Genomic DNA, 13,202 nt, shown 5'->3' with positions numbered 1-13,202 from the left:
GAACCTACCGAAGTCGGTAACCCTCAGCTGCAGACCTGGGCGGCGCGCGGGTCGTGGTCGTAGCGGAGCCCGGTCCGGCCGACGGCGTGGACGAGGTTGTGCCAGAACCGCTCGACGGTCAGTGGTGCTCGGACCGATTCGAGCATTTCCCGGTTGTGCGGGCACGCCAAGGTGCGGCGGATCGCGTCGAGGCTCCCGACCGTGAAGTCGCCCTGCGCGATCAGCTCGGCCGACGAACCCCGGGCGAATTGGGCCGCTTCCCAGACGGCGCCCGCGTACTTGGTGTGGCCGGTCCGGCGGCCTGGGTACGGAGTGGAGTGCGCGGCGACCGGGTTGGCCAGGCCGATCGGGTCGTGGACCCACATGTCGAGGGGCAGGAGCATGCCTGGGCCACCGATGTTGAAGAACGTGGCGATGGTGTGGCCGTTGGTTGTGGGGTAGCGGTGCCAGTCGCCTTGTTTGTTCTGGTGGAGGATCGCGGGTTCCCGGTCGGTGGCGAGCATGGCGTTGATCGGGTCGGCGATGGCGGTGAATTCGTCGAAGTCCTCGGCGAGGATCGGGTGTTCGTGGTGGCTGGCGGCGACGTAGGCGGCTCGTTCGTCGGCGATGATCACGGTGTCGTCGACGGGCTTGCCCGAGGTCGCGAAGTCGGTGCGCAGCCACCCCGCGGCGACGATCGCCCAGACGCCGAGGGCGATGACGGGTATCGCGGTGGCCCGGGTCAGCCGGATCGCCAGGACCGGCAGCATGAGGCTGAACAGGGCGGGCAACAGCATCCGGCCGTGCATGAAGTCACCGCCGACGCGGATCACATAGAGCGCCAACGCGATCCCGCCGAGCAGGGGCACGGCCACGACGATCGCCACCGCCCGGTCGATGCGAGTCCGCCACAGGCACAACCCGCCGAGGATGGCGCACAGGACGAGGGGTATCCACAGGAAGTAGGGGCCGGTGAAGTCGGCCAGGTAGTCCCACCCGCGGTCCCACAGGGCGTCCGAAGCTTCCTTGACCAGCGCGGTGTTGGGGGTGAGCAGGCCGTAGTAGCCCATGCGGAAGATCTGGTAGGCGACCGGCAGGCCCGTCGCGGCGGCGACCCACAGCAGAGCCCGCCGCCAGCCTCGCCATTCCAGTACCAGTAGGCCGATGCCGGCGAACACGCTGAACAGCGCCAGGTCCGGCCGGACGAGCACGCCCAAGCCGATCACCAGCGCAGTGACCGCCACCGGGCAGGCAGGCGTGCGCCGCGCGTGCCGCACGAGCAGCCACCAGGTCGTGCCCAGCCACAGGGTGACCAGGCCGGTCTCGAGGCCGGAGGTGGCGAAATCCCGGAACGGGGACAGGGCGACGAGCACGAGCGCGCCGGCGGGAGCTATGAGCGTGGGACGTGGTGAGCTGACGAGTCGCCGGGTGCCGTCAAGGGCGAGCAGCAGTCCGCCGGTGGCGCAGAGCAGACCCAGGACGACCGCGAGCCATTCGAGGCGCAGGCCGGGGATCCAGCCGAACGCGACCAGCAGATAGGTCCACAGCGTGCTGGTGTTGGACTCGACCCGTTCGCCGACGTTGAACACCGGTCCGTTGCCCGCAAGGATCTGGCGGACCGTCCGCAGGACGATCAGCCCGTCGTCGCTCATCCAGCGCCGGTTCCAGGCGAGCACGGCGAATACCGCCACGGTGAGTCCCAGCGGGAACCAGGTTCCGAGCAACGCGCGGCGCCCGGACGTGGGCTGTTCGACGGGCTGGGTGGGTGATGTGTCGGTGACGACCGTGCTCATCTGCGGAGGCTCCTCGTGCCGACGGGGAGCGGAGTCCCTGGCATGTCGTGGGATTCGCGGCTCCGGGATGATCATGCGCCGCTCGGCAGAGCTTACCAACGGGCGAAACGGGCCCGGCCGAGAGTCCCGGCCGGGCCCGTTTCGCCGTTGTGATCAGAGGACTGTGATCGCCCTCGGGGCTGGGACTTCGTTGTTGTAGTCGAAGTTGTCGTGCCACTTGATGCTGTCCCCGACGAATTTGGTGCCGTCGGAGGTGGCGGCGTAGACGTCGCCGGTGGTGCCGCGGGTGAAGGTGGCGATGTCGTCTTTGCCGTCGCCGGTGAAGTCGCCGACCGCGGGGATTTCGCTGCCCGCCGCGAAGTGGTCGTGCCACTTGGTGCTGGTGCCGACGAACTTGGTCCCGTCGGAGGTGGCGACGAAGACGTCGGAGGTGCTGCCGCGGGTGAAGACGGCGAGGTCGTCTTTGCCGTCCCCGTTGAAGTCCCCGATCGCCGGGGTCTCGCTGTTGAAGGCGAAGTTGTCGTGCCACTTCACACCGCTGCCAGCGAACTTGGTGCCGTCGGACAGCGCGACGTAGACGTCGCCGGCAGTGCCGCGGGTGAAGACGGAGATGTCGTCCTTGCCGTCCCCGTTGAAGTCCCCGACGTAGGGCAGCTCGGTGTTGTACCCGAAGTCGCCGTGCCACACCGCGCTCGCCCCGAACTTGGTGCCGTCGGAAAGTGCGACGTAGACGTCGCCGGTCGTGCCCAGGGTGAAGGTGGCGATGTCGTCTTTGCCGTCGCCGTTGAAGTCCCCGACCGCGGGGATCTCGTTGTTGGCGGCGAAGTAGTCGTCCCACAGCACGCCGTTGCCGGCGAACTTCGTCCCGTCGGACAGGGCCACGTAGACGTCGGCGGCGCTGCCGCGGCTGAAGGTCGCCACGTCGGCTTTGCCGTCGCCGTTGAAGTCGCCGGACAGCGGGATTTCAGTGCCGATGGAGAACCGGTCGTGCCACAGCGCGCTGTCGCCGGTGAACTTCGTCCCGTCCGAGTTCGCGACGTAGACGTCGCCGGCGGTGCCGCGGGTGAAGGTCGCGATGTCGGCTTTGCCGTCGCCGGTGAAGTCGGTCAGCGAACGGGCGCCGGTGGTGGCGGTGAACTGCGGGCTGGCGGCGCCGGTCGAGGCGATCACGAGGTACGACCACGTCTTGCGGGAGGTGGCCGAATGGACGAATGTGCTCGCCTTCGTGGTGCCGATCAGCTGTGTCGCGCTGTTGGTCGCCGGGCCGGCGGAGCTGGCGTAGATGGAGTAGGTCGCGTCGTCGGAAGCGGCCAGCGGGGTCCAGGACAGCGTGACGCCGTGGCCGACCGCTTTCGCCGTGCCGATGATCGCCTGGCCGCGGATCCAGTTGCTCAGGTCGTCGACCCTGGCGCCGGTCGTGCCTTGCCGGGTTTCGGTCTCGGCGAGGCAGCCGTGCTGCCACGACGTGCTGGACACGGCCGCGATGCTCAGGTTGCCTGCGCTGTCGGTGCGCATGATCGGCGCCCCGGCGTCGCCTTTACAGGCGTCGGCGCCGTCCGCGCCGGTCAGCGACAGGGTCGTCGCGGTGTTCGCGGTCGTGGTGAACTGGGCGCGGCGGACCTTGTCCGGTACCCATTCGTCGCCGGTGCGGCCCCAGCCGATGAGGTTCACGGTTTCCGCGGAGCCCGGCACGCCCGGCGCGGCGGCCAGTGGCAGCGGGGTTGTGCCCGTGGCGATGGTGTCGATCCTGGCCAGGGCGACGTCGCGGTCGGTACGGACGTAGAGTTGAGTGACCTTCGCGACCGTCCCGGTGGTGGTCGTCAGGTCCGGGCGGCCGAGGATGACGGTGGTCGCTTTCGCTGGGACACCGCCTTGTGGGTTTTCGGGGAAGCAGCTCGCCGCGGTGAGCACGAGCGTGGGTTCGACGAGCGCGCCGCTGCAGGCCCGCCCGTCCATGGAGATCTTCGCGGCGAAGCCGTAGTTTGTGACGGTTCCCCCGGAAACGGCCGCCGCAGGTACGACAGCTATAAGGCTGCCGGTGAGGAGGACCGCGGCTAGGGTGGGAACGCGATGAGGACGTAAGAACATTGTGTGGTTCCCCGCTCGTTGATCGGTCGCCTGGTGATGATGCTACGGATTTCGTGCCGCACGATACAATCGCCGACACTTTCCGCATCGGTGCCGCACGCTGCTCAAACCGAGCAGCAAGGCCGGAACTGCGGATTCCGGGCTTCCTGTTGATTGTGACGTGATTGCCGCTATTTCTCCACAATGCCGAATATCATGGCGCGGACTTCGCCATGAATTCAGCGCGACGGGATCACTGGCCAGACTTTGGGTCAGGAGGAAGTGATGAGTTCGATCAGGATCGTGGGGTCCGCGCCGGGGTCGGCGCCGACCCCGGCCTGCGTCGTGCCGTAGCCCGGCATGTCGACGCTCGAGCGGACCCCAGCCATCGTCGTCAGATTCGACAGGCCGTGTACAGGATGTGACCGTCGCCGCTGATTCAACAGCTGCGCCTCGTCGTCCGGACAACGGCCGGGCTGGTGGGCGGGCTCAGGGAGTGGCGACGAGGGTGACCAGGGTGCTGCCCTTGTCTCCAGGGATGGGCGTCCACTCGTTCTTCGAGATGTCGATCTCGGTGCTCTGGCCCGCAAGCGTCGCCTTCACGGTGTGGTCGTCGCCCTTGACGAAGGTCACCTCGGGGATCTCCATGGTCAGCCTGCCGGACTGGCCGGCCGGGACCTTGAAGCAGGCAATCGGCTTGAGGTTGCGGCGCACCCGGATGAACCCGTCGTTGCCGGGCGTCGACGGGCAGTCGGCCAGCAGCATGTGGCCGTCACCGGTGATCAGTTTGAAGCCCTGCTCGGCCAGGATCTTGTCCGCGCCGGGGTAGCTGTAGTCCTCGACGAGCGGCGGTTGTTCGTCGGCGGCCTGCGTGGCCTGCGTGGTCTGTGCGGTCCCGGCGACCGCCGAGCCGGTCGCCAGAAGGGTCGCGATGAGTACACCGGTGGCAGCAGCCAGCACGAGGAACGGCTTGGCCATTCGAATCTCCCCTTTGTGAAACCCCCAGGGCAGGCTGACGGCCTGCGGATCGCACAATAAACGTCGGGGTCGTCGCCGTCAACGAGTGATCGCCCGGACCAAGGGGCAGACCGGTGAATGGGAACGTGCCATAGGCGACACCTCTTCCGTGCCGCACGTGTTTGCCGCTACGGTGCGAACAGTCTTTCTTGGCATGCGGCTTACATCAGTTGAGCTTCTAGGGGGAATTGGCCAATGAGGGTCTGGGGGAAGCGGCGACTTTCGCGCGCGCTCGGAACACCCGTCGCAGCAACACTTGCCGTGGCTCTGGTCGCTGGGCTGGCCCCGGGGCTGGCAGCGTCGCCGGCGGCGGCCGCACCGGCGGCAGCGGCCGCGGACCAGCCCAGCGAGCGCGCCCGGGCGGTGCAGCTGTGGAAGACCGGCGGAGCGGGCGTGGAGGCAGCGGCCGAGGCCGCGCTCACCGGGACCGATGAGGACGTTCACCGGTTCCTCACCACCGACTTGGCCGCCGTACAGGACAACGATCTCTGGAACGAGATCGGCCGGTTTATGTTGCTGGGCGGCGCGAACACGCGCACCGCGGCGACTGCGACGCTGGACGGCAACACCGACGCCAAACGGCAGTTCCTCGCCAGTGGCTGGCAGGCGCCGTGGAAGGAAGACATCCGCGGCAAGGTCGGCCAGGTGATGGCCGCGGCCCCGGTCGGCAGCAACGTCCGGACCGAGGGCAGTAAGGCGCTCGACAGCGACAACGTCGACACCATGCTGAAGTTCCTCAGCACCGGCAAGGACGAGGCGCAGGACGCCGACGACACCATCCAGGTCGGCAGGCTGATGTCCGCCGCCGGCCGGGGCACCCGGGTGTGGGAGGCCGCCCAGCGCGCGCTCGACGGCACCATCGAGGACATCCACGAGTTCCTCCGGCAGGGCTACCAGGTCGCGGTCCAGCGCGACCAGGAGGTGTTGTCGGTCAAGTCGCTGGCCGAGCTGGCCAAGCAGGCCGGTGACCAAGCCGCGCTGCAGATGCAGGCCGCCAAGGACGCCGCCGATGCCGCCGTCGCGGCCGCCGCCAAGGCCAAGGAGGCGGCGGAGCGTGCCAAACGGGAAACCGATGCGGCACAAGGCGATGCCGACCGCGCCGCGCAGGCGGCCGAACGGGCCGCCGCGGGCGCGCGCCGGGCCGCGGAGGCCGCGCAGGCCGCGATCAGCGCGGCCGCCACGGCCAACGAGGCGGCCCGCATCGCGGCCAACGCGGCGAGCAAGGCCGCGGCCGCGGCAGTCGCCGCCGGGCAGGCCGCCGCGCGGGCCCGGGACGCCGCTGTCCAGGCGGGCCTGGATCACGGCAAGGCGGATGCCGCGCGGGACGCGGCCCGCACCGCGCGCCAGGTCGCAGAAGCGGCGGATACGGCTGCGAAGGCCTCCGAGGCGGCCGGCAACGCCGCGACCGCCGCCGGGAACGCGGCGACGGCGGCCGGCAGCGCCGGTGCGAACGCCGATGCCGCCGCTTTCGCCGCCGGGCAGGCGTACCAGGCCGCGCTCGCGGCCGGTGCGAACGTGGCCGAGGCCAAGGCTGCCGCGGACCGCGCTCGTCGGGCCGCCGCCGAGGCCAACAGGGCCTCGGCCGCGGCGAGGAACATCGCCGCCGGGGCGGCCCAGGCCGCCCGCGAAGCCCATGACGCCGCCACATCCGCCGCCGCACACGCGAGGGCCGCCGCCGACGCCGCCGACGAGGCCGCGAACGCCGCGTGGCAGGCCGACCAGGCCGCGGGCGAGGCGGAGGCCGCCGCCAAAGCGGCCGACCAGTCGGCCAAGGAGGCTCAGGACGCGGTCGACACGGCGACCAGGATTGCCGACACCGCGCGCAACGCCGACGCCGAACGGCTCGCCCAGGAGAAGGCGGCCGCGATCGCCGAGGCCCAGGACGCCAAGTCCGAGGAGGACGAGGCCAAGGCCAAGGCCGAGTGGAAGGCAGGCCAGGCGGTCGACTTGGACGCCGAGGCGCAGCGGCTGCTGACCGAGGCCCGCGACCCGGCCACCCCGTCGGCCAAGGTGATCGAGAACGGCCGCAAGGCCGCCGCCCGGCTGGGCAAGTCCGGTGGCCCGTGGACCCGTGCCGCCGCCGAGGCGGCACTGTCCGGTGGCGAACCGGACGTCGAGATCTTCGTCGCGACCGGCCAGCGGCTCGCGGCCGCGAACGACGACCGGGCCAGCGTCGGCGCCATCGCGGACACCACCGCGAAGATCCCGCAGCGGCAGGCCGCGATCACCGCACTGGGTGGTGACGACGCGCTCGTCAAGGAGTTCCTGCGCACCCGCGCCTACCCAGGCCAGTTCGACGACCTGCTGGGCGAGGTCCGCCAGATCATGCTGGCGGCCAAGGAGGGCTCGAACGTCCGCACCCAGGCCAGCCGGGCCATCGACACCAACCAGGTGGACGCGTTGCGCGCGTTCCTGGACACCGGCCAGTACGTGGCCCGTGACGAGGACAACCGTAACGAGTTCCGCGCGGTGATGGCCTGCGGCGACAAGTGTCCCGAGGTCAACGCGGTCGCGCAGGCCGCGCTGGAGGGCCCGGCGTCCAGGTTCCGGCGCATCCTCGACGTGGAGATCCCGCGGGCCCGTCAGCGTGACGCGGACACCGCGGTGCATGTCGCGGAGATCGACGGCTACCTGTGGAACGCCAAGCAGTCGGCGGCGACTGCCCGGTCCAACGCGGCCACGGCGCACGAGTTCGCCGCACGGGCCCGGTCCGCGGCCGACGAGGCGCAGCGGTACGCCGACGAGGCCGGGAGGCAAGCCACCAAGGCCGGCGAGTTCGCCCAGCAGGCCGAGGACTCGGCGGACGCGGCGCAGCGGTCGGCCGACCAGGCGGCCGAGTCGGCCCGTCAGGCCGCGGCCGCCGCGGCGCAGGCCAACCAGGCCGCCAACTCGGCCGCGAAGTCGGTCGCGCAGGCGCAGGTCTCGGCCAGCAAGGCCAACGACTACGCCGCGGACGCGGCCGCGTCCGCGGAGAAGGCCAGGTCCGAGGCGCTGGCCGCGAACAAGTCGGCGGGCGAGGCGGCTGACGAGGCAGCCAAGGCGCAGAAGATCGCCGCGGACAAGAAGCTGGCCGAGGACCAGCAGAAACGCACCGCGGACGAGCAGCGCAGGCAGGACCAGGCCAACAACCCGAACGTCGGCCAGCCGGGCTCGGCGACCGACGACGACAACGAGGTTCTCTCCGGCAGCGACGAGGACGTGCTGCGGCTCGAGGGCGGCCAGGCGGCGGTCGACGAGTACCGCAAGGCGATGAGCGACGCCGACAAGGGGGTCCTGGACTGGATCCTGGAGAACGGCGGCAAGGTCATCCTCGACATCGTCGGCTGGGAGGACGCCCGCAAGTGCTTCACCGAGGGTGACATCGGCGGCTGCATCTTCACGGCGCTCAACGCGATCGGCCCGATCCGCGCGCTGAAGGTCGCGTTCAAGCTGCCTGAGGCGTTCTCCGCCGGTGTCAAGCTGGTCACCGGGTTCCACCGGTTCCGCGAGGCGGTCGCGGCCGGGCGCGCAGTGGTCGACAGGCTCGGCGGCAAGCTGCGGGACGTCTACCAGTGGCTGAAGAACCCGTGTGGCCCCAACAGTTTCACACCGGACACGCCAGTGCTGCTGGCCGACGGCTCGGTCAAGGCGATCAAGGCCATCCGCCTCGGCGACGTGGTACTGGCGACCAACCCGGTGACCGGGCAGACCGCGGGCCGGCCGGTGACCCAGCTCATCCCCGGTTCGGGTGAGAAGAACCTGGTCGACGTCACGGTCACCGGCGGCGGCACGGTTACGGCCACCGAAGGCCACCCGTTCTGGGTGGACGGCAACGTGTGGCGTGAGGCCAAGGACCTCGGGGTCGGCGACAAGCTGCGGCAACCCGACGGCCATTGGGTCACGGTCACCGCGACCCACCACTGGACCGCGCAGCAGGACGTCAACAACCTCACTGTCGACGACATCCACACGTTCTACGTGCTGGTCGGCGGTATCCCGGTGCTGGTGCACAACTCCGGCGCCAAGGTCTGTGCCATCGGCGCGGCAGGTGAGGCGAAGATCGCCGCGATCACGGGGCTGCCCAAGAACACAAAGACAATCACGATCAACACACGGCGCCGGATCCCGGACTTCCTGACCCTCGACCGGGCCGGCATGGCGACTTACCTCGGCGAGTCCAAGAACGTCGCCTACCAGTACCTGTCGACGCAGCTGAAGGACTACCTGGCCGAGGCCGCGAGGAGCGGGGTCAAACTGCAGCTGTTCGTTCGTCAGCGAGTGAACGGCAAGCCGGGTACCGTTCTGTCCGGTCCGCTGGAAAAACTGGTCAACCAGGGCGATATCATCCTGCACGAAGTCATCTGACGCGGGGAGGCAAGTCGGTGTGTCCGTCTCGGGATGAGGTCGCCCGGGCGATCCTGGACTACTACGAGCTGCCCGCGGATCCTCCGGCGCCGTTCGAGGGCTTTCCCGGCGCCGCGGGGCTGTCCCACAGCGAGGTGGTCGACCGCATCGCCGCCGACCCGGGGTTCCAGGCCGAGCGGATCGCCGAGCTCAAGAACGACCCGGCCCTGCCGCAGTACCGTGAGGAGGCGAGCGGCCTGCTCGCCTCCCTCGCGGAGGCCGGGTTGCCCGTCCTGGTGGTCGAGCACCTGCACGAGCTGCAGGTCAACGGGGAGAAGCTCGACTACAAGGCCCAGGTGCCGCTGCTGGTGGAGTGGCTGGACCGAACGGACTACTTCCCGCTGATGGGTGAGCTGGTGCGGACGTTGTCCTTCGCCTTCGCCAAGAAGCAGGCCCGGCCGGTGTTCCTCAGACTGTTCCGCGATCTGCCCGAGCTGCGCACTGCGGCTGGGCATGAGGTCACCGAGTACGACCGGGAAAATCTGCGTTGGACGATCGGCCTGGGCCTGGCCAAATTCGCCGAGCCCGCGGTCGCCGATGAGTACCTGGATCTCATTACGGACCCGAAGTACGGCTTCGCCCGGATGGAACTGGTCAGCGCGTTGCCGAAGCTGAAGGACGACCGTGCGGCGGAGGTGGCCATGGGCCTGTTGGACGATCCTTCGGTCGCGCACATGGCCGTCCGGGCCCTGGCCAAACTGAACCACACCGAGGCGAAGCCCCGGATCCAGGCCCTGCTGGACGATCCTCCGTCCACTTGGGACGACAATGACGTCTACAACGTCAGGACCGAGGCCCGCAAGGCGCTCAAGAAGCTAGGCTGAACTCCCGCCACGTGATCCAGAAGCCGCGTTCCTCGGTGCGGACCGCTCCGCGGCAGCGCCGAGCTGCCTGACCCGCCGCCCTCTTCGCGGCAGCCTCGAGCATGAAACCCCGAATACGGAGACGACGGCGGCCTTGTCATGTCCGACCTGACCGACGGGGTCATGAAGATGACCATCGAGAAGGGGCCGTTGTCGCCGAGCCGACTCAGCCATGTTCGCCCAGGTTATGAGGCACTTCGGCCCGGAGTATGTCCGAGTGTTCCGTGGGAAGTGGGAGTTTTCGCGCCTGTAGGAGAACGCCATGCCGAGTGAAGAGTCCGAACTACGTGCCATGGTCGTCGCGGGTACTCGTTTCCTCGACTTCCTCGAACACCTGAAGAGATGCGCCCGGAGGAAAGCTCTCACCCGGCCGGTTCCTGCTGATCCTGCAGGAGGAAGCCGGGATCTCCTTCACCAAGACCCAGGACATCCTCGAGTACTTCGACCCCGACTTGAATCCGATCGCGGAGCGTGAGGTGATCAACGAACGGTGGAGCGCGCTGCTGGCCGGCTGGGAGCTGGACGGGCGGTGACCCGGGAAGCCGGTTACTGCGGCGCCGGTTCGGCATGCGTCGCTTCAGGCGGGAGCGAGTGGTGCAGCGTGGTGCTGTTGAAGCTCTGGAGCGGCGTTCCGCTCGAATAGACACTGGTGACCGTGGTCGCTTTGGCAGGGACGCCGCCTTGCGGGTTCTCGGGGAAGCAGCTGGCGGCGGTCAGGACCAGTGCGGGCTCGACGAGCGCGCCGCTGCAGGCGCGGCCGTCAGCGGAGATCTGCCATCGTTTTCGTGGCCGCGAGGGAGCATCTGTGTCGAGTAAAGGATCCGAGCTGCGCGCACTCGTGGCGAGGAAGACTCCGTTTCTGGAACTCCTTGACCACCTGAAGGTGATAAAGCGACATCTTTGTCGCCGCTGCGCGGCGTGGTCGGCGCCCGGGTTGTTGGTTGTTCGCTACCTCCGGCCCAGGACTCGATTCCGCGCGGAAGGCTAGAGTTGCCGCGGGCCGATGCCACGAGGGGGAACCATGTCAGCACCACAGCACGATCCTGAACTCTTCGACGAGCTGATGCGCGCGGAAATCCGCCGTCAGCCGATCAGTCGCTACGCGATCGCGACCCTCGTGACGGGCTTGCTCGGCGGGCTGATCGCTCCGGTGTTCGCCGCCGTCGCCGTGGTGCGGATCAGGAAGCACCGGCAGCGGGGATGGATCCTGGTGATCGCCGGCCTGGTGGCCTTCGCCGGGTGGATGGGCGTCATCGGGTACAAGATCGGCACCGGGACGGCGTGGTGGCAGCAGCAAGCACGTCAGGAACAGCTACCCGAAGGGATGGCCCACGGGCTCGACCTCGCCGCGGGCGAGTGCTTCTGGTCCCCGGCGGCTTCGGGTAACACCGACGTGCTGCGGGCGTCGTGCACCACGTCGCACAACGCCGAGGCGTTCGAGGTGCTCCCGCTGGGCGGGGGCCCGGTGCCCGACATCATCGAGGTGTACCAACGCACGCTGGCCCGGTGCGAGGCCGACGCCCGCCGGATCCCCGGTGTTCGCGTCCAGGTCGTGACGCCGACGGAGCCGAGCTGGAACGAAGGCAAGCACCGTGCGGTCTGCTACTACCGCTTCGCCGAAGAGAGGACCGAGCCCGCGCGGTGAATTCTCTGGTGACAGATCGCCGTCGACCTCGACGAGCTTTTGAACAGTTTCGGGCGGCTGCCACCCATCGGTCAGGTCATATGTCGCAAGCGGACCTCCGGCGCCGAGCAACCTCGAGCGGGAGCCGGGGGACGCCGCTCGCGTCAGCGCGATGCCGAGAGGACGGCAGCCTTGTCGTGATGGCGGACATTGTCGAAGAGGTGGAGATCTCGCACGCTGTTCTCAGCGACGGGCAGCCGGTCCACGCGGCCGGCGAGGCGATCATCGCGGACTCGGCCGAAACCGGGTATTTCGGCATCGAGATCTCCAGTCGTGGCGGGCATTTCGTCGGTGACAACCAGGAACTCCGGGAGCCGATCCGGCGGCTGGGGATCCCTTTCTGATGGTCGTCGAAGACGTCGCGGATCTGGACCCGTTGTCGTTGCGGGAACGCTTCGGCTGGTGGGAGGCCGGCGGCCGGTTGCCCGACGGCGCTGGGGAGAGCGCGTGGCTGGGCGTGGTGCAGGCGCTGACCATGTCATTGGCACGGGAGCTCCGGTATCCGGAAGAGGCCGTGGAGGATCTGTCCACCGCCGAATTCGACCGGTTTCTCCGGCTGGCCGACGAAGTGCTCTCGTTCCTCGGCGAACGGGAGCTGATGGGCGGGCACGAAGTGCTGACTCGCCGGCTCGGCCTGACCTTCGCGCTGGCCGCGTCCGCCCTGCAGTTGCCGGAGTCCCCGCTCGCCGCCGACCGGGTCGTGCGGCAGGTGATCGCCGTGGTCACCCCGGAACGGCTGGCGGAGGCAGAACGGCTGAGCCCTGGCTGGACGAGGCTGGACCGGGCCGAGATCCTGCGTCTGCGCCACCTGAAACACCTCATCCGGCTCGCGCTCGACCTGCGTGGGCACCTCACCGATCGGGACGCCGCGGCCATCGTGTCGAGTTGGCACTCGATCTTGTCCCTGCTGCCTTGAGCGGTCCGCCGGACTGTTCGCATCTGCCGGCATCCGTTTTCCGGAAAGGCGGAAACAAGAGGCACGTTCGGTGGGCCCGGAGCTCGCCGCGTACCGTGATGCTCCGATCGGGTTGCGGATCTGGAGTCCTCATAGTGAGCTATGTGTTCGACGTCGACGGCGAGGTCGTCTGGAGCCCGGCGCTCCGGATCGGCCAGTTGTTCATGAGCATGGCCGGGACGCTGGCGGACAACGCCGGTGTCGACCTCCCGGCGGCCGGGTTCACGATGATGGCGAGTGACTACTACTACGTGGATCCGCCGGCGCTGGCCGGGTTCGTCCGGACGCTGCTTGCGGGTTCGGTGGTCACCCACTCGGTGTACAAGGAACTGGCCCGCGGGTTCGTCGTGGCCTGCCTGGTGCTCCTCGAACGGGCGGGCGTTTCGATGGAGCCGTCGGACGAGGCCCAGCGGGACCTGTTCGACGCCCGGGCCGCGCTCGCGGCGTCGATGTCGATGTAG

Annotated in this window: 10 protein-coding genes; 6 read left to right on the top strand and 4 right to left on the bottom strand. The window is 69.0% G+C overall.

The window, feature by feature from the left end:
• Window positions 1–23 precede the first annotated feature (23 nt).
• From AB0M82_RS32560 to AB0M82_RS32550, 3 genes are all read right to left on the bottom strand, one after another.
• Window positions 24–1,772: an arabinofuranosyltransferase gene (locus AB0M82_RS32560; RefSeq protein WP_364730167.1), complete on the bottom strand. Its 1,749-nt coding sequence runs from the start codon at window positions 1,770–1,772 to the stop codon at window positions 24–26.
• A 153-nt stretch (window positions 1,773–1,925) separates the two neighbouring features.
• The gene (locus tag AB0M82_RS32555) at window positions 1,926–3,860 is read right to left on the bottom strand and encodes an FG-GAP-like repeat-containing protein (protein ID WP_364730165.1); all 1,935 of its coding nucleotides are present in this window, start codon (window positions 3,858–3,860) and stop codon (window positions 1,926–1,928) included.
• A 468-nt stretch (window positions 3,861–4,328) separates the two neighbouring features.
• Window positions 4,329–4,817 carry a hypothetical protein gene (locus AB0M82_RS32550; protein ID WP_364730163.1) on the bottom strand — a complete coding sequence of 163 codons (489 nt, stop codon included), beginning with the start codon at window positions 4,815–4,817 and terminating at the stop codon, window positions 4,329–4,331.
• Between the two features lie 300 nt (window positions 4,818–5,117).
• Between AB0M82_RS32550 and AB0M82_RS32545 the strand changes: the two genes are divergently transcribed.
• Window positions 5,118–9,200 carry a polymorphic toxin-type HINT domain-containing protein gene (locus AB0M82_RS32545; RefSeq protein WP_364730160.1) on the top strand — a complete coding sequence of 1,361 codons (4,083 nt, stop codon included), beginning with the start codon at window positions 5,118–5,120 and terminating at the stop codon, window positions 9,198–9,200.
• A gap of 17 nt (window positions 9,201–9,217) precedes the next feature.
• Window positions 9,218–10,063, top strand: a complete 846-nt coding sequence (locus AB0M82_RS32540; RefSeq protein ID WP_364730157.1) for a hypothetical protein — start codon at window positions 9,218–9,220, stop codon at window positions 10,061–10,063.
• Window positions 10,064–10,648: 585 nt separating this feature from the next.
• Here the strand turns inward: AB0M82_RS32540 and AB0M82_RS32535 are convergent.
• A complete protein-coding gene (locus tag AB0M82_RS32535; RefSeq protein ID WP_364730228.1) occupies window positions 10,649–10,990 on the bottom strand; it encodes a trypsin-like serine protease in 342 nt (113 codons plus the stop codon).
• A 133-nt stretch (window positions 10,991–11,123) separates the two neighbouring features.
• Here AB0M82_RS32535 and AB0M82_RS32530 point away from each other — a divergent pair, with 133 nt between their 5' ends.
• The 4 genes from AB0M82_RS32530 (at window position 11,124) to AB0M82_RS32515 (ending at window position 13,202) form a co-directional block, all read left to right on the top strand.
• Window positions 11,124–11,747, top strand: coding sequence for a hypothetical protein (locus AB0M82_RS32530; protein ID WP_364730154.1), 624 nt, complete (start codon window positions 11,124–11,126; stop codon window positions 11,745–11,747).
• Between the two features lie 179 nt (window positions 11,748–11,926).
• Complete coding sequence (locus tag AB0M82_RS32525) at window positions 11,927–12,130, top strand: hypothetical protein (protein WP_364730152.1); 204 nt, start codon at window positions 11,927–11,929, stop codon at window positions 12,128–12,130.
• Window positions 12,130–12,702 carry a hypothetical protein gene (locus tag AB0M82_RS32520; protein WP_364730150.1) on the top strand — a complete coding sequence of 191 codons (573 nt, stop codon included), beginning with the start codon at window positions 12,130–12,132 and terminating at the stop codon, window positions 12,700–12,702. Before AB0M82_RS32525 ends, AB0M82_RS32520 begins: the two co-directional genes overlap by 1 nt.
• A 143-nt stretch (window positions 12,703–12,845) precedes the next feature.
• Window positions 12,846–13,202 carry a DUF6086 family protein gene (locus AB0M82_RS32515; protein ID WP_364730147.1) on the top strand — a complete coding sequence of 119 codons (357 nt, stop codon included), beginning with the start codon at window positions 12,846–12,848 and terminating at the stop codon, window positions 13,200–13,202.

This window comes from Amycolatopsis sp. NPDC051128 (genome assembly GCF_040682715.1).
Lineage (GTDB): Bacteria > Actinomycetota > Actinomycetes > Mycobacteriales > Pseudonocardiaceae > Amycolatopsis.
This window is presented reverse-complemented; position numbering and strand designations above follow the sequence as displayed.

Coding starts and splice junctions, on each gene's coding strand:
- AB0M82_RS32560 (WP_364730167.1), bottom strand. CDS start 1,772: ATGAGCACGGTCGTCACCGACACATCACCCACCCAGCCCGTCGAACAG.
- AB0M82_RS32555 (WP_364730165.1), bottom strand. CDS start 3,860: ATGTTCTTACGTCCTCATCGCGTTCCCACCCTAGCCGCGGTCCTCCTC.
- AB0M82_RS32550 (WP_364730163.1), bottom strand. CDS start 4,817: ATGGCCAAGCCGTTCCTCGTGCTGGCTGCTGCCACCGGTGTACTCATC.
- AB0M82_RS32530 (WP_364730154.1), top strand. CDS start 11,124: ATGTCAGCACCACAGCACGATCCTGAACTCTTCGACGAGCTGATGCGC.
- AB0M82_RS32525 (WP_364730152.1), top strand. CDS start 11,927: ATGGCGGACATTGTCGAAGAGGTGGAGATCTCGCACGCTGTTCTCAGC.
- AB0M82_RS32520 (WP_364730150.1), top strand. CDS start 12,130: ATGGTCGTCGAAGACGTCGCGGATCTGGACCCGTTGTCGTTGCGGGAA.